The organism is Rossellomorea sp. DUT-2 (assembly GCF_052665285.1).
Genome location: NZ_JBQPEO010000002.1, coordinates 306,450 through 330,387, shown reverse-complemented (window position 1 = coordinate 330,387; position 23,938 = coordinate 306,450). Strand labels below are relative to the sequence as shown.

Here is a 23,938-nt window from a genome sequence, read left to right as displayed (position 1 = left end):
AAGAAAGTAGCGTTTTGCTACTTTTTATTTTTGTCTACATTTTTACGGAGGGCTTTTTTTGAAAGAGTTAAAGCAAGTTACGGGGGAACTGCTCATCCTTGCTGAGCAGATGATGAAAGAATATAAAGGCAGACGTGAGTCAAGTGAAAAAGGAGACTTTTACACAGAAGTGAAACCTTTTGCCGATAAAGTAAAAGCGGCGAATGATACGTGGAAAGAATTGTCCTTGATTTGGATTAAGGAACAAAGGCCAAAACACCTTCATTTTCCTCAAATCTTGAACACGTTCGACAATATTGAGATGCTATCGGTTCACTGTTTCTTTCCAGAGTCCAGTTACAATCGGTTTATCAGTCATTATCAATCTGTCTCTTACGTACTGCAAACCCAGTTGGATGAATTGAATGGAAAATAAGAGGCTGCCGATCGGCAGCCTCTTTTATTATGGAGTTGAAATTGCTTTTTCTTCTATTGTATTGATTTGCTTCGACAGCTCTTTATAATGATGCAATGAAATCTCATTAGAAATATAAAGTTTTTTGGCCATTGTAAGAAGTTCTTGTTGATCCGTTGCTTGATAATGTTTACTACTTTCGTATCTCTTCAGCAGTTCACTCAGGTTCATCTTAATTCCTCCCAATACTTATATTTCATTGCGTTGCATCTACATTTATCCTATCATAGAAAACCCTTTCTTTAAGTTGTAAGAATAGTGTAACTTCCGACATTATTCTAGTGTTTGTCGAAATATCTTTATGGGTTCTTTCACCATTTATCCAGTTAAAACATAAAGTATAGTAACCATTATAAAGTAAGGGGGCTAAGTATGAATTCTTTACTTCATTCTAGACAGATGCGTAACTATCACCCAAATTATCATTCGCAATCAACGTATATGGTACCAGTGATGAACTATCAAGGACAGGGCATGCGACCTCCAGAATATGGAGCTTTCCAACCTAATTATTATCCTCAACCAGAAGCCCAATATCCTGCACCGGGGTTTCAAATGAACCAATATCAACAGATGAACCAGCAGCAAATGAATCCATATTTTGAAAATCCTTTACAGCAGAAAGAATATAATCCGTACCAAATGAAAGCAATGGAGCAACAGGCTTATGCTAATCCATATCCGAAGGCCTCGTTCATGGCTAAACCTCAGTCTGGAGGAGTAAGTTCGATCATGAATTCATTCAAGTCACAGGATGGATCTTTGGATTTTAATAAAATGATGAATACGACAGGACAAATGATGGGGGCAATTAATCAAGTCTCCTCTTTGGTAAAAGGCTTGGGTGGGATATTTAAACTATAGAATGACAAAAAGGGGCTGCCGACTCGGCAGCTCCTTTTTCAAATGGTAATAGGAAACTTATTCTATAGGTATTCGTTTACCGGATTCTTTGTCTACCTTGACAGTCAGCAATCCATCTTTATGAGAAGCTTTCACATTCTTTTCATTAACCACCCTTGGAAATGGAATGGTCCTGCTGCTTTTTTTCATGGATTGCTTTCTTCTTATCATTTGATTTTGATCATTTTCCTCGGAGAACTCTTCTTTATTGGTCACAGAAATCGTAATGTACTGAGGGAACACATCAAGATGTATCTGCTCTTTTTTAATACCAGGTAGTTGTGCAGTCACGATATAATAATTGTCTGTTTCAGTTAACTCGACCGGGAAAGAACCAAATGGGTTAGAAGATGATGTGAAAAATTCATCAATGCTTTGAAGCATTCCTTTCATAGGTCTTTCATGAAAAAACTCGTTCATGGAATGCATCAGGTCACCAAAACCTTTTTTCTCGTTCGTCATGGGTATTCTCCTTTCACGCAAAAGTATTCATACTAGTGTATGAACGCTCCCTGAAAATGTGCATTTGTCCTATACCTCCATATAGACCGGTTCATGAACAAGGGCAAAGAGTCAAAGTCTTCCCGATATAAGCTCCTTAGCATTCTAATTTGATAATTGTGGAAAAGATAACCTGGTTTTTTTTTCTTTAGTTTCGAACATAGATTCGGTAAAATGAATAGAAGAGGTGATACCTGTGTTTAAGAAAAACAATCTTCAACAGTTGATAGAACATTTTAAAAAAGACGTTGATTTCAATAAACAGATTGTTCACTGGCATACCATAGATGAAAAACCCGCTCAATTGGTGGATATGCCATTGGAGATAAATGAAAAAATAAAAAATGCACTGCAAAAAAGAGGCATCGAAAAGCTTTATACCCATCAACATTCCGCATTTAAGCTGGCAATGGAAGGAAAGAGCTTTACCGCGGTAACTCCTACAGCCTCGGGAAAGACTCTTTGTTATAATCTTCCCGTATTACAATCGATCATGGACAACCCGGATGCACGGGCGTTATATATTTTTCCAACTAAAGCTCTCGCACAAGATCAGAAAAGTGAGTTGAACGAAATCATCTCAGAAGCAGAAGCTTCTATTAATAGCTATACATATGATGGAGATACCTCCGCCAATATCCGGCAAAAAGTAAGAAAAGCTGGGCATATTGTCATAACGAATCCTGATATGCTACACTCAGCCATCCTTCCTCATCATACAAAGTGGGTGTCTCTATTTGAGAATCTTAAATACGTAATAATCGATGAACTTCATATATATAGGGGAGTCTTTGGTTCCCATGTAAGCAATGTGGTCAGGAGATTGAAACGGATATGCGAGTTTTATGGAGCTTCTCCCATTTTCATCTGTACATCGGCAACGATTTCAAACCCGAAAGAGCTGGCAGAGCATTTAACAGGTAATGAAATGAATTTGATAGATAATAACGGTGCACCAAGTGCCAAAAAGCATTTCGTATTCTACAATCCCCCTGTTGTAAACAAACCCTTGAACATACGCAGGAGTGCGACCCTGGAGGTCAGGAGAATTGCAGGTGAGTTATTGAAGAATAAGGTGCAAACGATCATATTCGCCAGAAGCAGGGTAAGGGTGGAAATTATCCTTACCTACTTACAAGAATTGGTGAAGAGTCAATTAGGAACGAAATCAATCAGAGGGTACAGGGGAGGATATCTGCCGACTCAACGCCGGGAGATTGAAAAAGGGTTGCGATCCGGTGAAATCTACGGAGTTGTCAGCACGAACGCCCTTGAATTAGGGGTGGATATCGGGCAATTACAAGTGTGCATCATGACCGGCTATCCCGGGACGATCGCAAGTGCCTGGCAGCAAGCCGGAAGAGCCGGAAGAAGACATGGGGAATCTCTGGTCATCATGGTGGCAAGCTCTAGCCCATTGGATCAGTTCATTATTGAGCATCCGGATTACTTCTTTGAGCAAACGCCTGAAACGGCGAGAATCAACCCTGATAATTTAATTATTCTCATTGATCATATCAAGTGCGCTGCTTATGAGCTTCCCTTTAAGGAAGGGGAACAATTTGGCAGGCACGATATTGATGATATTTTAGAATTTTTAGTAGAAGAGCGGGTGGTTCATAAGAATGGTGAAAAATGGTATTGGATGAATGATGTGTTTCCTGCACATAACATCAGCCTTCGCTCAGCTTCCCAGGAAAATGTCATCATCATTGACCAAACCGACATCTCAGCCGTGAAAGTAATAGGGGAGATGGATCGTTTCTCAGCTATGACCTTATTGCATGATGAAGCGATTTATTTACACCAAGGAGTTCAATTCCAAGTAGAGGAACTGGATTGGGAAGAAAAGAAAGCGTATGTACGGGAAGTGGACGTGGATTATTTCACCGATGCCAATCTGGCTGTACAATTAAGAGTACTCGAAACAGACAAGATTCGCACCGGGGAAAGGTATGACGTAGCTTATGGGGATGTAACTGTTCAAGCCATGGCAACGATTTTTAAGAAGATTAAATTTGATACCCACGAAAATATTGGATCAGGGCCCATTCATCTTCCTGAGGAAGAACTTCATACGAGCTCAAGCTGGATTTCTTTAAAAGACGCTGCTTCATTTAGTCAGGAGCGTTTGGAAGAAGGTCTCATCGGAGCGGCACAGAGCTTGAAATCGATTGTTCCTTTATTTGTGATGTGCGACCCCAGTGATATTTTCGTCGTGCCCCAAATAAAAGCTGCACACAATGAACAGCCTACCGTCTTTATCTACGATCGGTACCCTGGGGGAATCGGGTTAAGTGAAAAGGTGTATGAACAGATGGAGAAAATACTCCTTGAGACATCTGCTATGATTGAGCGATGTCCGTGTAAAGCTGGTTGTCCATCATGTATTGGAACGGATCATTCACTGGACACAGCCAAAGTGGATACATTAAAGCTTCTTCATCTTTTCCTTCAAAAATAGAAGGAGGGAATCAAAATGTCACTTAAAAATAAATTATCCAGAATGAAGAAACATCTTATTAGAGAAGAGGACGCTGAAGAGAAGAAAAGTCAGCCTCCCATTTTAGAGCAGGAAGCGGCAGACTTGCCATTTCTTGATTTATGGAAACAAAATGGTGCCACTGTGTACGATATTGACGGTGATTTTTGTCTGGTGAGAGAGAAGCGATATCCAATCAATCATCGGCATGGGGACTACACGTTTAAAGATTTTATTAGGGCGGTGGATGCTTGGCAAGACTTTGCAGGTGTCCATCCCTTGTCTTCTAAAGGGCTTACTCATGAACAAATGTTTTTCTTTGATACGGAAACGACCGGTTTAGGTGGGGGGGTTGGAAATACAATCTTCTTATTAGGGCATGGGAGGGTGACAGAAACAGAAGTGATAGTGACCCAGCATTTTTTGCCGCAACCGGGAAGTGAAATACCTCTCTATCACAGCTTTTTAAGCCATGTGGATTATAATACACTCGTGACTTACAACGGAAAAGCGTTTGATTGGCCTCAAGTAAAAACAAGGCATACACTCATTAAAGATCATGTTCCAAAATTGCCCCCATTTGGGCATTTTGACCTTTATCACGGGTCCAGAAGACTCTTCAAGCACAAGTTAGAGTCCGTAAAATTAATAAACGTAGAGCGCAAGATTCTTGGGTTTAATAGAGTAGACGATGTTCCGGGATATTTAGCCCCTATGATTTATTTTGATTATATCGAGCGTAAGGATCCGGAAGGTATATTCAAGGTAATGACCCATAATGAGCTGGATATATTGTCATTGATCACTCTCTATACGCATTTAACGTTTCAACTGTTGAATGTCCATAAGAAAGCCTCTGACCAAGAGCGGTTCGAGGTCGGGAGATGGCTTGAATACACGGGTAACAGAGAGATTGCAAAAGAACGTTACCAAGAGATAATCAGGGAGGATGACAGGACAAACTATGAGGCGATGCACCTTCTCGCTCTTCAATTCAAGAAAGACAAAGAAGAGTGGAAGGCGATAGAGTTATGGGAACGAATGTGGAAAGAAGCCCCTATGTCCATTAGAAAAGTCGTATTGTTGGAACTGGCTAAATTGTATGAGCATAAAACGAAGAATTTCCAGTTAGCATTAGAAAGATGTGAGCAACTCGAATCACTGCTGAATGAATCTACGGAAGCAAACAGTCCAAAGCACGAGGTCTTTACAGGGAAACTTCATCATAGAAAGAGCCGGTTAACAAGAAAAATGAATAAGAATACAGACCATCAATCCTAGATATACAAACTTTTATAAAATATACTAAAAAAGTGGTTCATAATCCTTATTTTTATATTGAGAATTTTCAAAAGTAGATGTAAAATAGTTAATTGTGTTGAAAATATTTAATATTTAGATGGGATGATGGAAATGAACCGAGCGATCTTAATTTTGTTCTTTGTCGTCATTGGTTTAACAGCTTTTGTATTTACCAATTATCCGGAAAGTTTATATAGCTTTATGTAAGCCTGCAAAATGTTTTCCTAAAAATAGGTATTTGCATTAGTACATGTACCCTCTTCGTTTCATAGGCTATTAGTGTAACAACTAAGAGATGAAAGGAGAGCGTTTCTATGTATAAAAGACCAAGACCTAATCAAGTACTTCCTGCAGTGATGCACCCGACGAAATGTTGTGTGAATCAGTCATGCAACACCTATGAGGTGCCACACATTCACCCTACTCACACGACAAATGTAAATAATGTTATGTATCAACATAAACATTATTTCCCACAAACACAATCTCAAGTAGACAGTGTTTCACACCAACATTTTAACTGTGGCGGTGGACCGGGTGGGCCAGGAGGACCTCAAGGCCCTGGAGGACCGGGGTTTGGCCCAGGATTCGGACCTGGACCTCGTCCAAGACCGCCATTCGGACCATACGGTATGGGACGATAATATTCTGAGTGAAGACTTCAGAGGGATGCCTCTAAGAGGTTAGTTTCAATTGCAGAGCGATACACTGTGTCGCTCTGCAAAATTGACTAATGATTTTTAGAGTCATCTCTTCTTTATGATGGTGAAATTTATATGATAAAACGGGATCTTGACCTCGTAATTCGTAAAATATGTTACAATAGAGTGTAAAGGATTGGGACACACTAAGCTTCAAAGAGAACTTGTCTGTCCTGAAAGTTTAATGAAGGAGTTTTGCATTTGAGTAATGTTGCGTGCATAACCGGATATAAATCCTTTGAACTGGGAGTTTTTAAGCAAGATGACAAAGCAATACACTACATAAAGCAGGCTCTAAAGAAAGAATTAGTTTCTCTTTTGGATGAAGAATTAGAATGGGTACTCATTAGTGGGCAGCTTGGGGTTGAGCTTTGGGGGGCAGAAGTGGTGTTTGAGCTTCAGGAAGATTACCCTGATCTTAAACTGGCTATATTGACCCCTTTTCTGTCCCAGGAAGATAAGTGGAATGACCAGAATAAAGAGTACTACGAACTCATTCTTTCTCAAGCTGATTTTGTCGAGTCAATTTCTAAAGAACCTTACAAGAGTCCGCAGCAATTTCGAAACAAAAATCAGTTATTCTTGCAAAAAAGCCAGGCGTTAGTGATACTGTACGATGAAGAAAAAGAAGGCTCACCCAGGTACTTTTATCAAGAAGCGAAGAAGAAGAAAGAAACTGATCCTTCCTTTGAAATAAGGACAATCACCTTCCATGATCTGCAATGGGTCGTAGAAGAAGAGCAGTGGAAGAATGAGTAGAGGATGTTTATTACTCATTAACACTTAGGGAATTGTATAGCCCCGAAAACAATTATAATTGACAAACTGATGGTTATTTGAAAAAATGTAGTCATAAATATAGAGGTGAATATAATGATCTCAGATAAAGTGAAATTAACCGCCAAGGATATCCTGGAAAAAGAATTCAAAAGTGGCATGCGGGGATATAAACCAGAAGACGTGGATAAATTTTTAGATTTGATTATTAAAGATTATGAAACCTTCCATCAAGAAATAGAAGATCTGCAACAAGAGAACCTGCGATTGAAGAAACAAGTGGAGGGAGCAAGTAAACAACGCTCCGCTGCTCCGGCTCAACAGACAGGCACAACGAATTTCGATATTCTTAAACGCTTGTCTAATTTAGAGAAGCACGTATTCGGAAACAAATTGTATGACTGATATTTCCAGTTGAATACTTGGAAGAACTACAGTATAATTAGTTATTGCTGATCCTTAATGGTGTTCGGGTAATCGCTGCAACGTTAAGTTGTAGAGGAAAGTCCATGCTCGCACGGTGCTGAGATGCACGTAGTGATCGTGCCTAGCCAATTCATAAGCTAGGGCAGCTCAAGTTTTGAGTTGACGGCAGGGAAAACACCTAAGTCCTTTGGATATGGTGTGACTACCTTGAAAGTGCCACAGTGACGAAGTCCTGTTAGAAATGGCAGGAGTGGAACGAGGTAAACCCCACGAGCGAGAAACCCAAATTAGGTAGGGGAATCCTCTCAGAGGAAACGAACGAAGAGAGGGACAAAGGAGCTTCCTTTGTAGATAGATGATTACCACCCGAGTACGAGACGAATAGTCGTTTGTAGTACAACGGAACAAAACATGGCTTACAGAACATTATTACGGGATAAGAGCAATAAGGATTAAATAATGCAAGTGACTGATACATGCAGGTAATACACTGCTCTTTTGTATCAGTCCTTTTTATATTTAAGGAAATAAGACTATACTATTGAAAATAAAGATACTTAATGACGGGGTGACAATTATGAGTACATATACATTAATTGCAACGGCAGCGATGGGCTTAGAAGCAATTGTTGCAAAAGAAGTGAAAGAATTGGGCTACGAATGTCGGGTGGATAACGGAAAAGTCATTTTCAAAGGGGATGAAACGGCTATTGCGCGAGCCAATATGTGGCTAAGAACCGCTGACAGGATTAAGATACTCGTTGGAGACTTTAAAGCGTACTCCTTTGATGAACTTTTTGAAAATACAAAGAAGCTGCCTTGGGAAAACTTCCTTCCAGTAGACGCAGAATTTCCCGTTCAGGGGAAATCCGTCAAATCAAAGCTATACAGTGTACCTGATTGCCAGGCGATTGTAAAAAAAGCAATCGTTGAACGTTTACGTACAGCATACAAACGTACATCGTGGCTTGACGAAACGGGTCCTTTGTTTAAAATCGAGGTGGCGATCCATAAAGATGTAGCAAGCATCACCCTGGATACCAGTGGACAAGGTCTTCATAAGAGGGGATACCGAATCGGACAAGGTGAGGCTCCTTTAAAGGAAACCCTGGCAGCGGCCCTGATTCAATTAACGACATGGAACCCTGACCGTCCTTTTGTAGATCCATTTTGCGGGTCTGGAACCATTCCGATTGAAGCGGCCTTAATCGGGCAAAATATTGCTCCAGGATTCAATCGTGAGTTTTTGTCAGAGAACTGGCCACTGATGCCTACTGAGGTCTGGGAGAAAACACGTATGGAAGCAGAGGATTTGGCTAACTACGATCAGCCTCTTGAAATACTGGGCACGGACATCGATCACCGAATGATCGAAGTTTCCAAAGAGAATGCAATGGAAGCGGGACTTGGAGACTTGGTGAAATTTAAACAAATGCAAGTAAGAGACTTCACTTCGGAACTGGAATACGGCATCGTCGTCGGAAACCCTCCTTATGGTGAACGTTTAGGAGAAAGAAAAGATGTGGAGAGAATGTACCAGGAAATGGGGAAAGCTTTCGAGAAGCTGGATACTTGGTCTGTTTACATGTTGACTTCCCATGAAAACTTTGAACAAGTCTACGGTAAACAAGCTACAAAAAAACGTAAATTGTTTAACGGATTTATTCGAACAGATTTCTATCAATACTTTGGCCCGCGTCCGCCGAGAAAAGGGTAATCATTTCAAGTTCACGAAAAAAAGAATAGAAGTTCAGAATATCCCTTTCACTTCCTGCGTATAATAGTTCTATCATTTTTAGAGGAGTGAAAGAGGATGGACCATTCCTTCATCGATTACCACAAAATCTATCAGGCATTGCAAAGCTCTATTTCTTCCGTTTCAGGAGAAGAAGGAGGAGCCATCCAAGCAAGCTTGGAAGAAGCAACGAAAAACCTTGATCAGGCTTTTCAATATGAATGGTTAAGGAAAAAGAGAATATACGACTGAATGTATTCTGAAGGAGACTAGGGACATCCATACAAGTGGTAGATCTACCCCTGTATGGAGCGTCTCTTTTCTTTTGCTATGGACTTCAATCAAATAAATTACGTTTATCCCTTTTCAATAAGAAAGAATTCTAGTAAATTAGAAATATTGTGTAATGCAGGAGGTCCTCATGAGAAGAAAATTACCATTTGAATTAACCAAGGAGCAATCATTTTATGAAGCATTATCCGACTGGGTCGGTGACGTGTTTTATGATCTGTTGCCTGAAAAGGGATTTGATTTACGGGATGAACAGGTATTTATGGCCTTTCAGCTTAATCAAGCCTATAAAAATAAGCAGGTTATGTTTGCAGAAGCAGGTGTCGGTACGGGGAAAACCCTTGTTTACCTCTTGTATGCGTTATCGTATGCCAGATATACGGGCAAACCGGCAATCATTGCGTGTGCGGATGAAACGCTCATTGAGCAGATTGTGAAAAAGGAAGGGGACATCCAGAAGCTTGAGAAGGCACTGGATCTTGATATAGATGTTCGATTGGCAAAGTCCAGAGAACAATATCTCTGTATAAAAAAACTTGAAGAAAATATTCCCCAAAACGAAGGTTTTCAGGATATGTGGGAGGAATTACCAGATTTTGTACACGACAATTCTTCCATGAGAAGCTTTAGTCATTATGGGGATAGAAAAGAATATGCTCATTTATCTGATGAAGAATGGAATGAAGTTGGTTGGGATTCTCTTCAAGACTGTATGTCTTGTTCTTATCGCCATCGTTGCGGACTTACACTTCACCGTGAACATTACCGGGGGGCAGCAGACTTAATCATATGTTCCCATGATTTTTATATGGAACATATTTGGACGAAAGACTCCCGCAAACGGGAAGGACAGCTGCCACTTCTGCCGGAAGCGAGCTCTGTTGTATTTGATGAAGGTCACTTATTGGAATTTGCTTCTCAAAAAGCGATGACTTACCGAATGAGAATGGAGACCCTTGAAGGCTTACTGGAGAAGCTTTCAGCGTCTGATATGAGAGAAGAAACGTTGTATGTCATTGAAGATATCATTCTGGATAATGAAAAGTGGTTCGAGCTTCTGGAGAAAGAATCCAAAGGGGAGACTGGTTCTGAGAGACAATACATTTCCCGTTCTGAAGCTATATTACAGCAAGGAAGAGCCCTAACGGAGAAAATTGAAAATCTATTAAATGAGCTTGTTTTTGAATCTGAAATGTATGTCATGGATGATTATTTGCTAAAGGTAGTGGAAGAGTATCTTGAGCAGATTCAGTTTTCCTTGAAACTATTCATAGATGATGAAAAAGGAATCTATTGGTTAGAAACGTCAGAAGAAGAGCACACCTTTGTTGTGATGCCAAGATTGGTGGAAGAAATTTTGAGAGATCAAGTATTTTCTCAAAATATCCCATTTATCTTTTCATCTGCCACTCTTTCCTATAATGGAGACTTTTCTTATGTTTCTCAATCGCTGGGGATTGAAAAATATGAAAAGTTCTCGGTAGAGTCTCCTTATGAATACGAAGATATGATGAAAGCTTTTCTACCTTCATTAGAAAATGGTAGGGATTCTAAAAATCAGTATGCCTTTGACATGTTGAAGAAAAATCAAGGGAAGTCGTTGATTCTCTTCTCCACTAAGGAAGAAATGAATGTTTTTAGACAATATCAAAAGCAGCAGGGAAATCAGGACTGGAATGTGATTTATGAAGGAGACAGAGAAATTAGTGAAACGGTACAGCAGTTCCAGCAGGAAACCTTTACAGTACTTTGCTCCTATCATTTATGGGAAGGATTGGACGTGCCTGGAGAGTCACTTTCTCAAGTCATTATCTACTCACTTCCATTCCCTCCTAAGGATCCTGTGTTTGATGCGAAACGAAATCATGCTGAAAACTCAGTGGAAGAAGTGGATATTCCCTACATGCTCCTTCGACTGAGACAGGGAATCGGGCGTTTGATTCGGACGAGCGAGGACAAAGGAAGTGTTCATGTCTTGGTGATTGGTCATGAATCAGCTTATATACAGTTGGTAGAATCCGTATTACCAGTTGGAATTGAAGTGTTGAATTCATAAAGTGTTGAAAAAGCCGCCTGAAATTGGGCGGTTTTTTTGTGGCTTTAAATGTAGAGACATCTCCACTTCAACTAATATGAAGTCTCTAATCGCTTCTCTATCAATCATTCTAACCCAAGTTGCCAGAAAAATATGATAAAATAGATTGAATGTTAAAAAAGGGGGCTTTTTTAGAATGAAAGAATCAGTTATAGAAATAAAAGATCGTTTCCATGATTATGTGAAAAAAATGTCTGCGTACAACGAAGCGCTTGGTTTGATGTTCTGGGATTTACGGACAGGTGCTCCGAAAAATGGCGTCGAACAACGATCTGAAGTCATTGGAATGCTTTCATCTGAGCTTTTTGAAATGTCGACCTCCAATGAAATGGCTGCATACCTGGCAAAATTGTCTCCAGAAATGGACAAATTGGATATCATGACACAAAAACTATTAGAAGAGTGTCAAAAAGAGTATGATCGGAATAAAAAAATTCCCGCTTCTGAATATAGGGAATACGTGGTGTTACAATCGAAAGCTGAAGGTGTATGGGAAGAAGCAAAAGAAAAAGCGGATTTCACTATGTTTCAGCCCTATTTAGAAAAACTGGTGGCATTTACGAAACGCTTTATTGATTATTGGGGCTACGAAGATAACAAATATAATACGTTACTGGATATGTATGAGCCAGGTGTAACGGTTGAAGTGTTAGATAAGGTATTTGGCGATCTTCGAGATCAAATTGTCCCGCTTGTACATAAGATTTCCGAATCGGAACATAAGCCGCATACAGATTTCCTCTTTGAACACTTTCCAAAGGCTAAGCAAAAGGATTTCAGCTTAAAGATCCTTGAGCAAATGGGGTATGATTTTAACTCTGGCAGATTGGATGAGACGGTCCATCCATTTGCTATTGGTTTAAACCCTGGTGATGTAAGGGTAACAACTAAATATGACGAGAAGGATTGGAGAACAGCAGTGTTCGGGACAATCCATGAAGGTGGACATGCTCTGTATGAACAGAACATTTCCAAGGATTTGATTGGTACGCCACTATGTACGGGAACGTCGATGGGGATTCATGAATCTCAATCTCTGTTCTATGAAAATTTTGTAGGAAGAGATCATTCTTTCTGGAAGCAGAATTATTCATTACTGAAGGATTACTCTTCAGGACAGTTTGATTCCATTGAACAGGACGATTTCTACCGGGCAATCAATGAATCGAAGCCATCGTTAATCCGAATCGAAGCAGATGAATTAACGTACGCGTTACACATTATTATTCGGTATGAAATTGAAAAGGGATTATTTAATGATGAGATAGACGTGAAGGATCTTCCTGAAATCTGGAATCAGAAATATGAAGAGTACTTGGGAATCCGCCCTTCTCATAACGGTGAAGGTGTCCTCCAAGATGTTCATTGGGCTGGTGGGAGCTTCGGTTACTTTCCGTCATATGCATTAGGATATATGTACGCTGCGCAGTTTAAGCGTGCCATGTTAAAAGATCTTCCTCATTATGAAGAGCTGTTGGAAGAGGGGAATCTTGCTCCCATCAGAGAATGGCTGACCAAGAACGTCCATCAGTGGGGCAAGATGAAGAAACCGCTGGAAATCATCAGGGAAGTTACTGGAGAAGGGCTTAATGCACAATATTTGGCCGAGTATTTAACGGAGAAGTATTCAAAGGTATATTCCTTGAATTAACGAATACATTGGAGGCAAAATTATGGAAATTAACGTTGCATCACTAGATGATAAATTGCTTGTTGGAATAGGCTGGACAGGCCCGTATGGAAGAGGGGCTGAGATCCCGAGACTCTTCACTAAGTTTCTACAGATGATTCCATCCATTCACCACATCAATGGAGATGAATGCATATACGCCCCTTTCCATGACAGAGCGACTGATTTTACGTATTATTGTACCGTAGAGGTTGATCGTGTGGAAAAGCTTCCACCGGGGTTAGTGGAACTGTCCCTCCCTGCCGGTGATTATGCTCACGCTCTTTATGAAGGGCTGTCAACGGAAGTGGAACAAGCCTACTTTTCAATCTTTAATTGGATTAAGGAAAATGGCTATGAAAAAGACTACTCCAGACTGAGTGTCGAGAAACTTTTATCTCAGGACAGGGAAATCAACGAAACGGATGACAAGCGGAAATTAGAGTTGTTTGTTCCAATTAAAGAGAAATAGAAAAGAGGCTGCCCGAGGCAGCCTCTTTTCTACGTTTATGCATTTTGGTTTTTGTCGGGACAGAACAAGCCGCCTCCGCTTTTCTTTTTACCACAAACGATACCCTTTGGACGCAGGCGGGGCGTTTTGAATCATGTCTATGAACGGAACGGTATAGGCAACGAGAATGAGAGCTGCTAAGATGGTTAACCAAATCCTCCAGTTTTCAAGAGCCATTGGGGTTTTCTCAGCTGCTTCGGCTTTTTCACCGACTGGGAACTCTTCGTCTCCTTTAGGTGCGAAGAATGCCAGATTGATAAAGATGTATAGAACCAGAATGATTCCGATAAAGAGGATCGTTCCCCCGATGGCTTGTGCGACTTGATATGGAATCCATTCAAGGGCTTGCGGTGCATCCCCATAAGTTGAAAAAGAGGATCGTCTTGGAGCGCCGAGTAAGCCGACAGCATGCATGGCACCTGACATGATACCCATTCCTACAGACCACACTATGGCTTGCACGATCGCCAGTTTGTTCATTGCTTTCGTTAAGACGCGTCCTGTTAAATGAGGGACGAGCCAATAGGATATACCAAAGAATGTCAATACAACAGAAGTGGCCAAGGTTAAGTGAAAGTGACCGGTAACCCAGATGGTATTGTGAACAACCTGGTTCATCTGGTTCGAGGCGTTGATTAACCCACCTGCCCCTGCCGGGATAAAGGCAACCATGCCTATAAACGGCACTGTAAAGCGTGCATCTCCCCATGGTAACTTCTTAAACCATCCAAACAAACCGGTAGCTCCTTTGGATCTGCCGTACATTTCAAAGGTAGCGAACAGAGAAAATGCAGTCATCAAGGAAGGTATGACAACCATAAAGGTTAGGACTACCTGTAAAAATTTCCAATATGCGTCGATTCCCGGCTCCACTAATTGGTGATGAAAACCTACAGGAATAGAGAATAGGAGAAACAAAATAAAGGAAAGTCTGGCTAACGAATCTGAAAATATTTTTCCGCCGATGATCTTTGGAATAATGACATACCATGCCATATAGGCAGGCAACAGCCAAAAATATACAAGGGGATGACCGAAATACCAGAATAAAGTTCTACTTACGAGTACATCCACCCGATCAACAAGACCAAGAGACCAAGGAAGGAGCTGGAATAAAACCGTTCCTGCCACACCAATGGTGGCGACAATCCATAAGACGGTATTGATGATGGCCATGAATGTTAACAGAGGGCTTGGTTGACCGGGGTTTTCTTTTCGCCAGCCTACATATTTGATGATCATGCCGGCCCCGCCTAACCAGCTTCCCACAACGACAAAGGTCAACCCTAAGTAGAATATCCAGTGTGCCTGCAGAGGAGCATAGAAAGTATAAAGTACAGTTGCTTCATTTAATAGAATCATAACAGCCGCCATGATTGTGCCGATCAGCATGACCCAGAATCCTAACCAGCCTAACAAACGGGATTTCCCGGAATAGGCTCCGGATGTCCGGGAGATGGCAGCGTGCTGGAAACCTAAGATGAAGAAAGTGGTCAATACTAATCCCAGTAATACACCGTGAACCGTTAACACTTGATAATAGCCGATTCCTGCAGGCAATATGAACTTCCCTGACCTTACCAACACTTGTAATAACCCTGCCAATCCACCTAGGGCCAAGGCGATAAAGCCTACATAAATATGTGCCAACGCCAATGTAGCATCTTTTTTATCAATCCTTATAAATCGTTTCATTTTAGTCCACCACCTTAATCATAGATTTCATTGTGTGATGACCCACCCCACAATATTCATTACAGACAACGAGAAATTCCCCTGTCTTATCAAGGGTTGTTGTATATTCACTAACAAACCCGGGTTCAAGCATCATATTAATATTTGTCCCTGCGACTTCAAATCCGTGAACAACGTCTTTTGTTGTGGCTATGATTTTCAGTGTAGATCCTTTAGGTAATTCAATTTCCCCAGGTGTGTAGAGAAACGCAGATGCAACAAACACTAGCTCGTAATCCCAAGCTTTTCCTTCCACTTTTTTTAATCCCGGTTCGTTAAAAGGTGAGGTTTTATCCACTTGTTCGGGATTGACGTATGCCTTCGCGCTTGGGGGTTGATGTCCTTGGTGAAAAGCACTGATGCCTAAAATAATTAAAAATATAATAAGAGACCCTGTTCCTAACGTTAACCACCATTTTTCATAACGATGCATGTGCATGTAAACCACTCCTTCAAAATTAAAAACGATTTAAAAATAGTATGAATACCCCTAGCCATGTAAGCACTAAAAACCCGCCTAAAAACAGAACCGAAGTAAATGTACCTTTTAATGAAGTAGACTCTTCGACCTTAACCTCTGTTTTTCGATGCAATTCCGGTTTCGGCATATATCTCATTCCTTTCTTCTATTGGATGATTGATTTTGTTATCACTATCATAACGGTGCAAACCGTTTTGAATCTGTGATAAATGTCACAGGTTACTTGAAATATTGTGAAATAAATGTGAAGTCAGGAAGAGATAGGTCTTTTAATTGGTTCACATGTGTCAAGGATGTGCATAAAGTGTATGAGTGGGCAATTCAAGGGGGCTATCTGATGGAAAAATATTATTGTAAACAGTGCTGCCAGATCTATTCTGAGAAAACGGTTTGTCCTCAATGTCAGATCGTTGTCGAGGGGAAAATCAATATTCATGTTCAAAATGGAAAAGGAAATAAGAAAAACGGTTAAAGTTTTCTCGATAAAGCCACTGTGTTAATATATAGAAGATTCAAATATTTGATAGGGTGGTGTGAGGATGTATTTACCTTCATTTTCATTAAATGATAAATTGGCTACCGTCACCGGGGCAGGCCGTGGAATTGGACGGGCTCTCAGTATTGGTTTAGCGGAAGCAGGTGCGGATGTAGTCCTGCTATCTAGAACGCGGAATGATTTGGAAGATACGGCAAGTGAAATAGAAAAGCTCGGTAGAAGGGCGTATATCATCCCGACAGATGTAACATCTCGGGAGGAAATTCGAAAAGCGATTTCTTACATAGAAGATCAAAATCGTTCCATTGATATTTTGATTAATAACGCAGGAATGAATATCCGTTCTACTGCCCTTGAGGTTACGGATCAAGAATGGCAAACCATCATGGATACAAATCTAAAATCTGCTTTTATGATGAGTCAGGAAGCGGGTAAACATATGATGGAGAAGAATCAGGGGAAAATCATTAACATAGCGTCTGTCGCTGGTCATGTTGCCTTACGTACGGGGGTTGTGTACGCTTCAACGAAAGCAGCCATGATTCAAATGACGAAGGTTCTAGCCATGGAATGGGGAAAATACAATATCAATGTGAATAGTATCGGACCTTGGTATTTTAAAACACCATTAACGGCAGAATTATTGCAAAATGAAGAATATGTAAACGATATTCTTGCTGTTACACCTTTAAAAAGAATCGGTGAACTGGAAGAACTTGTGGGACCGGCTGTTTTCCTCTCCTCTGATGCTTCGAATTATGTTACCGGTCAAACCATTTTCGTAGATGGCGGAATGACGATTCAAGGTTTCTAATCACTAAAAGGCTAACCAATTAATTGAGGTTAGCCTTTTATCTATTTCAGGCAATTATTCAATCATAAGAATCACTAAGAAATCTCCTGCATTTTCAATGACTATGGGCAGCTTTAGTGCTTTTTCGAATCCGTACATTTTTGATTGACCAACAATGACGGTAGGGGGAGTGATGTCCAGGGTGTGACCAGCTTGGGCTAATAGAGTAGCGAGGTTGCCTGCAATCATATTTCCTAATTCACCTGCAAAAGATTCAAGCATTTCTCCTTCTAATGGCATGCCGAACATTGATGCCCCCAGGGATTGAAAGCTCTCTTCTTCACCATCTATAATCATTCTGCCCCTTACATCTCCTGTAATCCCAATGAGTACACCGATTTTATGCTGACTAAAGGGCTCCGTCAGTAACGAGGGCTGTAAAACGTCAATGTATAGGGGAATCACCCCTTTAATCGCTTCAATAGAACTATTTAGTATATCTGTGACACTTCTCGTTAAAATCATGTCGTTTCCTCCACTATTCTGTCGTTGTAATCATACCATAATACCTGGTTCAAAAGACGGATGATTTAGCATTATTTTCATTAAAATGAACTTTATGGATGAAAAAACTCTGTTGGTAAGGGATTTGGGATCCCATACATGATTTATGAATGAATGGAAAAGCTATCCTTACATGGAAGTGTAAGGAGTGATTAGTTTATGCCTAAAATTGTCTCAGTCGAAACCGAGGTTCCCCCTGTAAAAATTACGCAAAAAGAAGCGGCGGAATTTGCGAAACAGTTGTTTTCCAAAAGTTTTAAAGATATCGGACGTCTTCTCACCGTGTTTGAAAATGGAGAAATAGACAGTCGTTATTTCGTAAAAGACATCGACTGGTTCTCAAAGGAGCATACCTTTCAAGAAAAGAATGAGGAATTCATTCATCATGCTGTTGAATTAGGTAGCAAAGTTGTTAAGAAGAGCTTATCCCGACATCAACTTACATTAGAAGATATTGATGCAATCATTACGATATCAACCTCAGGGATAGCGACACCAAGTCTCGAAGCGAGAATTATGAATCATCTGCCATTCTCATCTCATGTGAAACGAATCCCGATTTGGGGATTGGGGTGTGCAGGTGGAGCGAGTGGATTGTCACGTGCCTATGAATACTGTTTAGCTTTTCCTAAAGCGAATGTTCTCGTCCTTTCTATTGAACTTTGTTCTCTCACCTTTCAGCATGGAGATCGGTCAAAGAGTAATCTGATTGGTACCTCATTATTTGCGGATGGGGTGGCGTGTGCCGTTATATGTGGTGATGATAGTCCGGTGCTCAAAGACATTTCACATCCTCTGCCAACCATCTTTGCGACTCAGTCGACATTGCTCCGGGATTCCCTTGATGTGATGGGATGGGAAGTAAAGAATAATGGTCTGTATGTGGTGTTTTCAAAGGATATTCCAACACTTGTAAAGAACTGGCTTCGTCCGAATGTGGAGGGATTCATCCACGAAAATGATCTCAGGCTTGAAGACATTAAACATTTCGTAGCTCATCCCGGCGGCAGGAAAGTCATTGAAGCCTACCAGGAAGCTTTAGGGATGGATGAAAGTATGACATCAGTATCTATGAAGGTGTTGAAGGAATATGGGAACATGTCCTCTGTAACGATCTTGTATGTCCTGAAGGAATTCATGGATAAAGGCTGTGAACGGGGAGATATAGGGTTAGGTACAGCTTTAGGCCCGGGATTCAGTTCAGAACTGCTTTTGATGAGGTGGGAATGATGCTTTATTTTATCCTGTTTTTTTCTGTACTCCTGATTCAGAGACTTGTGGAGCTGTACATCGCCAGATCAAATGAAAAGTGGATGAAGGAGCAGGGAGCGAAAGAATATGGACAGTCCCATTATAAAATGATGGTCGCTATCCATATTGCGTTTTTTGTTTCCCTGCTAATAGAAGGAGGGATCTTTCATACTGGGGTTAATACCTATTGGCCTCTTCTGTTGACTGGTTTTATCCTGACTCAGCTGGGAAGAATGTGGGTGATTTCTTCCCTCGGGAAGTATTGGAATACGAAAATCATCGTGCTTCCGAGCGCTGAAGTGGTGGCGAGAGGTCCTTATAAATATTTGAAACATCCTAATTATTTTATCGTTACATTGGAATTCTTGATTGTGCCGTTGCTCTTTCATGCGTATTGGACACTTTTTATCTTTGCACTATTGAATCAATTCATTCTCTCTATACGTATCCCATTGGAGGAAGATGCTCTCCGAATTGAAACCGATTACGACAGGGTTCACCTCCATACAAAAGGCTGGATTCCCCTAATCAAAAAAGAAAAATAATTTTCTTATTGAAAATGATTATCGTTTTTGATAAGATTCTAATTGAAGATGAAAATTATTCTCATTTATATATTAACAAAAGGGTGGGGACAAATATGGTATCGTTTCTGATAGTGTTTACAGTAATAGTGTATGGCTTCATGATGAAATATGTTTTATCAAATGTGATGAAGGATTCAGCACAAGAAAAGAAAATATCTTCATACCAGAAAAACTCAAAAACTTTTGTTCATTCAAACGTGATTGCAACCGAAACAACTCGATAGATACATAGCCTTCTTCTCCGGAAGAGGGCTTTTTTGTTTTTTCACTCAATAAACCATCTGCATATACTGATACCGTTATCATTATTTCCTTTGCTTGATATGATTTCATAGAGAAATTGAGATAAATACGATAAAATAAAACCGTTATCATTTTTCTGAAAACAGAAAGGAACTAGTACAATGAGTCAGATAGAGCATAAAAGTACACAATTACATAATACATTGCAACAACTTACAGCCTACCACGATCGGTTCCTTCAAAACGGAGACGACGAGCGGGCTGCAAAGGTAGAAAGATTAACGGAGAAATTACACAACCATGAATTGATTTTAGCCTTTTGCGGCCATTTCTCTGCAGGGAAGTCAACGATGATCAATCACTTAATGGGAGAAGAAATCCTCCCGTCGAGTCCAATCCCTACCAGTGCAAATTTAGTAAAGGTGCACCATGCACCAACGGATTTCGCGAAAATTCATTATCATCATTCCCAACCCCTATACTTTCAGGCACCGTATGAGTTCTCCACCATTAAGGAATTCTGCAAAAACGGAGAGGAAGTATATTCTGTAGAAATAGGTCGAAGCAAATGTGAGATGCCGGAGGGTGTATCGATTTTAGATACCCCGGGTGTAGACAGTACGGATGATGCCCACAGGCTGTCAACGGAATCGGCCATTCATCTTGCTGACGCCGTCTTTTATGTGATGGATTATAACCATGTTCAATCTCAGGTGAACTTCGAGTTCACAAAGGAAATGATCCGTCATGGAGTCAAGCTGTATCTCATTGTAAATCAGATTGATAAGCACCAGGAAGAAGAATTGGCATTCAGCGACTTTATAAAAAGTGTAGAGAATTCGTTTGCATCTTGGGGTGTGGTACCCAATGGGATGTTTTTTACAAGTTTAAAAGCTCCTCATCATCGTCATAATGATCTTGAAAAATTAGAGTCATTGATTGAAGAACAGGTGAAGAAGAAAGGCGAACTGATAGAAGCTTCTGCGGAATCGGCCATCTCACAATTGCGGTCTGAGCATGAGAAGTGGTATGAGGAAGCCCTTGAGAAAATTGAAGAAAAAGGAATGGACATCCTGACGCCTGATGAATGGAATGACAAAGACTCCCTTCTGCAGGCTGAAAGAAGATTGATTGATACTTTAGCAAAAAATAACGTAAAAGCGATAAAAGACCATTTTGAGGAAGAAAGAAGGGAAATCCTTAAAAATGCGTATTTAATGCCATTTGAAACAAGAGAATTAGCGAAAGATTTTCTCGAAAGCAGGCAATCAGACTTTAAAGTAGGGTTTTTATTTTCGAAACAAAAAACAGAAGATGAAAAAGCGGTCAGGATCCGGAAGTTCAAAGAAGATATAAATACACGGATCGAATCTCAATTAGAATGGCATTTGAAGACACTGGGAAAAAACATGGACAAAGAATACAGTCCTTCATCAGGTCAACGCATCAAGTGGGATCAATTATCTCTTGAAGTGGATGAACCATTCCTTATCGATCTGATCAAACCTGGTGCAGGAATTACGAGTGATTACGTGCTCCAATACTGTGATGATCTTTCTGAGGAATTAAAGAGGAAAGCCAGGAATATTACAAATGATTTGATTGAAGCAACTTTGAATGAAGTGGAAAGCGCGTCTGCAGTAGAGAATACAGCTTTAGAATCTGAGCTAAATGAACTCCAAAAGAAAACAGGAGTCATCTATCAATGGAACACATTACATGAAGAAAAGACTACCCAACTTCGAAAATTAATGAACATTGAGGTCGATCAGAGACAAGCAGATTCTGTTCTCCAACAGTGGATTGTGAATTGGAAGGCAAGGGCGGAAGATTATATTCCTGCAACTGACAAAGAGTTGGATCAGGAAGAGAAAACCACACGAACCAGGGAAAAAATTGAGACGGAGCCACGGCAACAACAGCAAGCTTCTATTGAAGAGGTTATCGAACGTTTAGAAACGATGACCAGTGTATTCAGGAGATACAAAGGGTTCAGAAAGACGGCAGATTTATTAGAAGGAAAGAAAGAGCGACTGTCCAATCAATCCTTTACAATTGCATTATTCGGTGCGTTTAGTGCGGGGAAATCATCATTTGCCAATGCACTATTAGGGAAGAAAATACTCCCGGTTAGTCCGAATCCGACAACTGCCTCCATCAATCGAATCAATCCGGTATCAGAAGTCGGCGAGCATGAGACCGCTCATGTCCAAATCAAGACGTACAACCAGTTATTTCAAGACATTGTTCATTCTCTTTCCTATTTCAATCGCAGTGTTTCAACACTTGATGAAGCAATGGAGGTTGTCCCCGCTTTAACGAGTGAAGGCAGCGGTAAGGAGAATGTACACCTTTCATTCCTGCAGGCTTTTACTAATGGCTATCCCGCCTTTAAAGATAGTCTTGGAATGACAAAGAAGGCAAATCTTGATGAGTATAGAGGATTTGTAGCAGATGAAGCTCAGGCTTGTTTTGTGGAGTCCATCGATCTCTATTACGATTGTGATATTACAAGGCAGGGAATCACACTCGTCGATACACCAGGAGCAGATTCGATTAACGCACGTCATACGGGAGTGGCATTTGAATATATCAAAAATGCCGATGCGATACTATTTGTGACCTATTACAACCATGCATTTGCCAAGGCAGACCGTGAATTCCTCATTCAATTGGGCCGGGTGAAGGACACGTTTGAACTAGATAAAATGTTCTTTGTCGTCAATGCCATCGACCTTGCAAGTGACGAAGAAGAAAAAAATGAAGTGATCGACTATGTAGAGACGCAGCTAATTCAATATGGAATCCGTTTTCCGAGGATCTTTGGGGTATCTTCTCTCCAAGCTCTTAGAGAAGCAGATTCAGAAAAATCAGGAATGGATCTCTTTAAGAAGGAATTCCAAACATTTATACAGAATGAATTAGTGAGCATGAGTATCGAGTCCGCTCTCAGTGAGTGGGATAGAGGCCTGCAGCGATTTAACCAATACATTCATACGGCTTCAAGTGATAAAGCGTATAAGGAAGTACGCAAACAGGAGCTGAACGATGCGAAGGTTGAGGTTCGCTCACTTATCGATACGAAATTCGTCCACCCACTTGAAATCGAAATGCAGCAAGAATCGAAGGAACTTGTCTATTATGTGAAGCAAAGGGTATTTTTCCGGGTATCCGATTTTTATAAGGAAGCCTTTCATTCAGGATTATTTCTGCAATACTCCAACCAATCCCAAGCGATAAAGGAAGGATTAATGGAATTTCTTGCAAGTGTCGGATTTGATCTGGCACAGGAAATGAGAGCCACTTCTCTTCGCATTCAGCAGTTCATTCAGAAACTACTGAGTGAGCATTGGTTGGTACTTGAAGAAATGATTCAACAGGTGGAGAAAGAACTGGTATTATCTCCTCAGGAATACCAAAACGAAAGCACCATTGAATTTGAGAACGCATTAAAACAAACAGAGCTGCGACTATTCGAAGAGGCCTTTTCTTCATTTAAGAATCCAAAGCATTTCTTTGAACAAGGCGGAAAAAAGACTGTTCAGGAAAAATTGGAATCATTACTTCATGAGCCTGCAGACAGCTATTTAGAACAGGAACAGAAACGCCTGGAAGGTTGGGGTGCTTCATATTTAAGTAGAGAGTTTGACAAGCTTAAAGAAGAAATGTTGATTCAGGTGATGGAGCAGATCCATTCAAATATTGATGCATTAGAGAGTGTCCAGGACCTCAACAAGCTAAAGTATGATTTGGAGCAACTCGAACAGATTCAATCCTAAAGAAAAGAAGGAGGAAAGTCGTGGCGAATCCTTATCATTGCTGTGCTACATGTATTCACATTCAAGGTGTCAAGACTGAACAGAAGACCTCCTATTTCTGTTCCCGACTGGGCTATGAAACCAAAACCACTTATCAATTTTCTTGCTGGGAACCTAAGGAGGA

At 40.5% G+C, this 23,938-nt stretch carries 22 protein-coding genes and 1 other RNA gene; 18 read left to right on the top strand and 5 right to left on the bottom strand.

What is annotated here, in order from left to right; all coding sequences use genetic code 11:
* Positions 1-58: 58 nt before the first annotated feature.
* Complete coding sequence (locus tag ACOSV2_RS07350) at positions 59-415, top strand: YppE family protein (protein WP_428974580.1); 357 nt, start codon at positions 59-61, stop codon at positions 413-415.
* A 27-nt stretch (positions 416-442) separates the two neighbouring features.
* On the opposite strand, the gene yppF is transcribed toward ACOSV2_RS07350, so the two are convergent.
* The gene (gene yppF, locus ACOSV2_RS07345) at positions 443-625 is read right to left on the bottom strand and encodes a YppF family protein (RefSeq protein WP_148969432.1); all 183 of its coding nucleotides are present in this window, start codon (positions 623-625) and stop codon (positions 443-445) included.
* A gap of 201 nt (positions 626-826) precedes the next feature.
* On the opposite strand from yppF, the gene ACOSV2_RS07340 reads away from it, so the two are divergent.
* The gene (locus tag ACOSV2_RS07340; RefSeq protein WP_428974579.1) at positions 827-1,318 is read left to right on the top strand and encodes a YppG family protein; all 492 of its coding nucleotides are present in this window, start codon (positions 827-829) and stop codon (positions 1,316-1,318) included.
* A 57-nt stretch (positions 1,319-1,375) separates the two neighbouring features.
* Here the strand turns inward: ACOSV2_RS07340 and ACOSV2_RS07335 are convergent, their stop codons facing one another.
* On the bottom strand, positions 1,376-1,819 hold the full coding sequence (locus tag ACOSV2_RS07335) for an Hsp20/alpha crystallin family protein (protein WP_428974578.1): 444 nt from the start codon (positions 1,817-1,819) through the stop codon (positions 1,376-1,378).
* A 262-nt stretch (positions 1,820-2,081) separates the two neighbouring features.
* On the opposite strand from ACOSV2_RS07335, the gene ACOSV2_RS07330 reads away from it, so the two are divergent.
* From ACOSV2_RS07330 to ACOSV2_RS07280, 11 genes are all read left to right on the top strand, one after another.
* Positions 2,082-4,322, top strand: coding sequence for a DEAD/DEAH box helicase (locus ACOSV2_RS07330; RefSeq protein ID WP_428975078.1), 2,241 nt, complete (start codon positions 2,082-2,084; stop codon positions 4,320-4,322).
* 15 nt (positions 4,323-4,337) lie between these two features.
* Positions 4,338-5,621, top strand: coding sequence for a ribonuclease H-like domain-containing protein (locus tag ACOSV2_RS07325; RefSeq protein ID WP_428974577.1), 1,284 nt, complete (start codon positions 4,338-4,340; stop codon positions 5,619-5,621).
* A gap of 335 nt (positions 5,622-5,956) precedes the next feature.
* Entirely contained in the window at positions 5,957-6,286 is a 330-nt protein-coding gene (locus ACOSV2_RS07320) for a CotD family spore coat protein (protein ID WP_324744288.1), read from the top strand.
* Between the two features lie 258 nt (positions 6,287-6,544).
* Positions 6,545-7,102: a DUF1273 domain-containing protein gene (locus tag ACOSV2_RS07315; protein WP_324744287.1), complete on the top strand. Its 558-nt coding sequence runs from the start codon at positions 6,545-6,547 to the stop codon at positions 7,100-7,102.
* 114 nt (positions 7,103-7,216) lie between these two features.
* On the top strand, positions 7,217-7,525 hold the full coding sequence (gpsB, locus tag ACOSV2_RS07310; protein ID WP_113970666.1) for a cell division regulator GpsB: 309 nt from the start codon (positions 7,217-7,219) through the stop codon (positions 7,523-7,525).
* Between the two features lie 60 nt (positions 7,526-7,585).
* Positions 7,586-7,970: RNase P RNA component class B (gene rnpB / locus ACOSV2_RS07305), an RNA gene on the top strand.
* Positions 7,971-8,123: 153 nt separating this feature from the next.
* Positions 8,124-9,263, top strand: coding sequence for a THUMP domain-containing class I SAM-dependent RNA methyltransferase (locus ACOSV2_RS07300; protein ID WP_428974576.1), 1,140 nt, complete (start codon positions 8,124-8,126; stop codon positions 9,261-9,263).
* 96 nt (positions 9,264-9,359) lie between these two features.
* The gene (locus ACOSV2_RS07295; protein ID WP_428974575.1) at positions 9,360-9,533 is read left to right on the top strand and encodes a hypothetical protein; all 174 of its coding nucleotides are present in this window, start codon (positions 9,360-9,362) and stop codon (positions 9,531-9,533) included.
* A gap of 169 nt (positions 9,534-9,702) precedes the next feature.
* Positions 9,703-11,628: an ATP-dependent DNA helicase gene (locus ACOSV2_RS07290; RefSeq protein WP_428974574.1), complete on the top strand. Its 1,926-nt coding sequence runs from the start codon at positions 9,703-9,705 to the stop codon at positions 11,626-11,628.
* A 175-nt stretch (positions 11,629-11,803) separates the two neighbouring features.
* Positions 11,804-13,318 carry a carboxypeptidase M32 gene (locus ACOSV2_RS07285; protein ID WP_428974573.1) on the top strand — a complete coding sequence of 505 codons (1,515 nt, stop codon included), beginning with the start codon at positions 11,804-11,806 and terminating at the stop codon, positions 13,316-13,318.
* 22 nt (positions 13,319-13,340) lie between these two features.
* Positions 13,341-13,808 (top strand): GyrI-like domain-containing protein, encoded by a 468-nt coding sequence (locus ACOSV2_RS07280; protein WP_428974572.1) that lies wholly within the window; start codon positions 13,341-13,343, stop codon positions 13,806-13,808.
* An 87-nt stretch (positions 13,809-13,895) separates the two neighbouring features.
* Here the strand turns inward: ACOSV2_RS07280 and ACOSV2_RS07275 are convergent, their stop codons facing one another.
* Positions 13,896-15,542 (bottom strand): b(o/a)3-type cytochrome-c oxidase subunit 1, encoded by a 1,647-nt coding sequence (locus ACOSV2_RS07275; RefSeq protein ID WP_428974571.1) that lies wholly within the window; start codon positions 15,540-15,542, stop codon positions 13,896-13,898.
* A 1-nt stretch (position 15,543) separates the two neighbouring features.
* A complete protein-coding gene (locus ACOSV2_RS07270; RefSeq protein WP_428974570.1) occupies positions 15,544-16,020 on the bottom strand; it encodes a cytochrome c oxidase subunit II in 477 nt (158 codons plus the stop codon).
* A 379-nt stretch (positions 16,021-16,399) separates the two neighbouring features.
* On the opposite strand from ACOSV2_RS07270, the gene ACOSV2_RS07265 reads away from it, so the two are divergent.
* Both ACOSV2_RS07265 and ACOSV2_RS07260 read left to right on the top strand, forming a co-directional pair.
* Positions 16,400-16,534 (top strand): hypothetical protein, encoded by a 135-nt coding sequence (locus ACOSV2_RS07265; RefSeq protein WP_428974569.1) that lies wholly within the window; start codon positions 16,400-16,402, stop codon positions 16,532-16,534.
* A 67-nt stretch (positions 16,535-16,601) separates the two neighbouring features.
* Positions 16,602-17,372 (top strand): SDR family NAD(P)-dependent oxidoreductase, encoded by a 771-nt coding sequence (locus ACOSV2_RS07260; RefSeq protein ID WP_428974568.1) that lies wholly within the window; start codon positions 16,602-16,604, stop codon positions 17,370-17,372.
* A 54-nt stretch (positions 17,373-17,426) separates the two neighbouring features.
* Here the strand turns inward: ACOSV2_RS07260 and ACOSV2_RS07255 are convergent, their stop codons facing one another.
* Complete coding sequence (locus ACOSV2_RS07255; RefSeq protein ID WP_397553573.1) at positions 17,427-17,876, bottom strand: chemotaxis protein CheX; 450 nt, start codon at positions 17,874-17,876, stop codon at positions 17,427-17,429.
* A 198-nt stretch (positions 17,877-18,074) separates the two neighbouring features.
* On the opposite strand from ACOSV2_RS07255, the gene ACOSV2_RS07250 reads away from it, so the two are divergent.
* The 3 genes from ACOSV2_RS07250 (at position 18,075) to ACOSV2_RS07240 (ending at position 23,775) form a co-directional block, all read left to right on the top strand.
* Complete coding sequence (locus tag ACOSV2_RS07250; protein WP_428974567.1) at positions 18,075-19,145, top strand: type III polyketide synthase; 1,071 nt, start codon at positions 18,075-18,077, stop codon at positions 19,143-19,145.
* Positions 19,142-19,711 carry an isoprenylcysteine carboxyl methyltransferase family protein gene (locus tag ACOSV2_RS07245; RefSeq protein ID WP_428974566.1) on the top strand — a complete coding sequence of 190 codons (570 nt, stop codon included), beginning with the start codon at positions 19,142-19,144 and terminating at the stop codon, positions 19,709-19,711. Before ACOSV2_RS07250 ends, ACOSV2_RS07245 begins: the two co-directional genes overlap by 4 nt.
* Before the next feature lie 446 nt (positions 19,712-20,157).
* Positions 20,158-23,775, top strand: a complete 3,618-nt coding sequence (locus ACOSV2_RS07240; protein ID WP_428974565.1) for a dynamin family protein — start codon at positions 20,158-20,160, stop codon at positions 23,773-23,775.
* Positions 23,776-23,938: the final 163 nt, after the last annotated feature.

What these genes read in the sequence shown, in the direction of transcription:
- ACOSV2_RS07245 (WP_428974566.1), top strand. Translation starts at nt 19,142, where the DNA reads ATGATGCTTTATTTTATCCTGTTTTTTTCTGTACTCCTGATTCAGAGA.
- ACOSV2_RS07335 (WP_428974578.1), bottom strand. Translation starts at nt 1,819, where the DNA reads ATGACGAACGAGAAAAAAGGTTTTGGTGACCTGATGCATTCCATGAAC.
- yppF (WP_148969432.1), bottom strand. Translation starts at nt 625, where the DNA reads ATGAACCTGAGTGAACTGCTGAAGAGATACGAAAGTAGTAAACATTAT.
- ACOSV2_RS07260 (WP_428974568.1), top strand. Translation starts at nt 16,602, where the DNA reads ATGTATTTACCTTCATTTTCATTAAATGATAAATTGGCTACCGTCACC.
- ACOSV2_RS07270 (WP_428974570.1), bottom strand. Translation starts at nt 16,020, where the DNA reads ATGCACATGCATCGTTATGAAAAATGGTGGTTAACGTTAGGAACAGGG.
- ACOSV2_RS07250 (WP_428974567.1), top strand. Translation starts at nt 18,075, where the DNA reads ATGCCTAAAATTGTCTCAGTCGAAACCGAGGTTCCCCCTGTAAAAATT.
- ACOSV2_RS07300 (WP_428974576.1), top strand. Translation starts at nt 8,124, where the DNA reads ATGAGTACATATACATTAATTGCAACGGCAGCGATGGGCTTAGAAGCA.
- gpsB (WP_113970666.1), top strand. Translation starts at nt 7,217, where the DNA reads ATGATCTCAGATAAAGTGAAATTAACCGCCAAGGATATCCTGGAAAAA.
- ACOSV2_RS07325 (WP_428974577.1), top strand. Translation starts at nt 4,338, where the DNA reads ATGTCACTTAAAAATAAATTATCCAGAATGAAGAAACATCTTATTAGA.
- ACOSV2_RS07240 (WP_428974565.1), top strand. Translation starts at nt 20,158, where the DNA reads ATGAGTCAGATAGAGCATAAAAGTACACAATTACATAATACATTGCAA.
- ACOSV2_RS07265 (WP_428974569.1), top strand. Translation starts at nt 16,400, where the DNA reads ATGGAAAAATATTATTGTAAACAGTGCTGCCAGATCTATTCTGAGAAA.
- ACOSV2_RS07290 (WP_428974574.1), top strand. Translation starts at nt 9,703, where the DNA reads ATGAGAAGAAAATTACCATTTGAATTAACCAAGGAGCAATCATTTTAT.
- ACOSV2_RS07280 (WP_428974572.1), top strand. Translation starts at nt 13,341, where the DNA reads ATGGAAATTAACGTTGCATCACTAGATGATAAATTGCTTGTTGGAATA.
- ACOSV2_RS07340 (WP_428974579.1), top strand. Translation starts at nt 827, where the DNA reads ATGAATTCTTTACTTCATTCTAGACAGATGCGTAACTATCACCCAAAT.
- ACOSV2_RS07275 (WP_428974571.1), bottom strand. Translation starts at nt 15,542, where the DNA reads ATGAAACGATTTATAAGGATTGATAAAAAAGATGCTACATTGGCGTTG.
- ACOSV2_RS07255 (WP_397553573.1), bottom strand. Translation starts at nt 17,876, where the DNA reads ATGATTTTAACGAGAAGTGTCACAGATATACTAAATAGTTCTATTGAA.
- ACOSV2_RS07320 (WP_324744288.1), top strand. Translation starts at nt 5,957, where the DNA reads ATGTATAAAAGACCAAGACCTAATCAAGTACTTCCTGCAGTGATGCAC.
- ACOSV2_RS07285 (WP_428974573.1), top strand. Translation starts at nt 11,804, where the DNA reads ATGAAAGAATCAGTTATAGAAATAAAAGATCGTTTCCATGATTATGTG.
- ACOSV2_RS07295 (WP_428974575.1), top strand. Translation starts at nt 9,360, where the DNA reads ATGGACCATTCCTTCATCGATTACCACAAAATCTATCAGGCATTGCAA.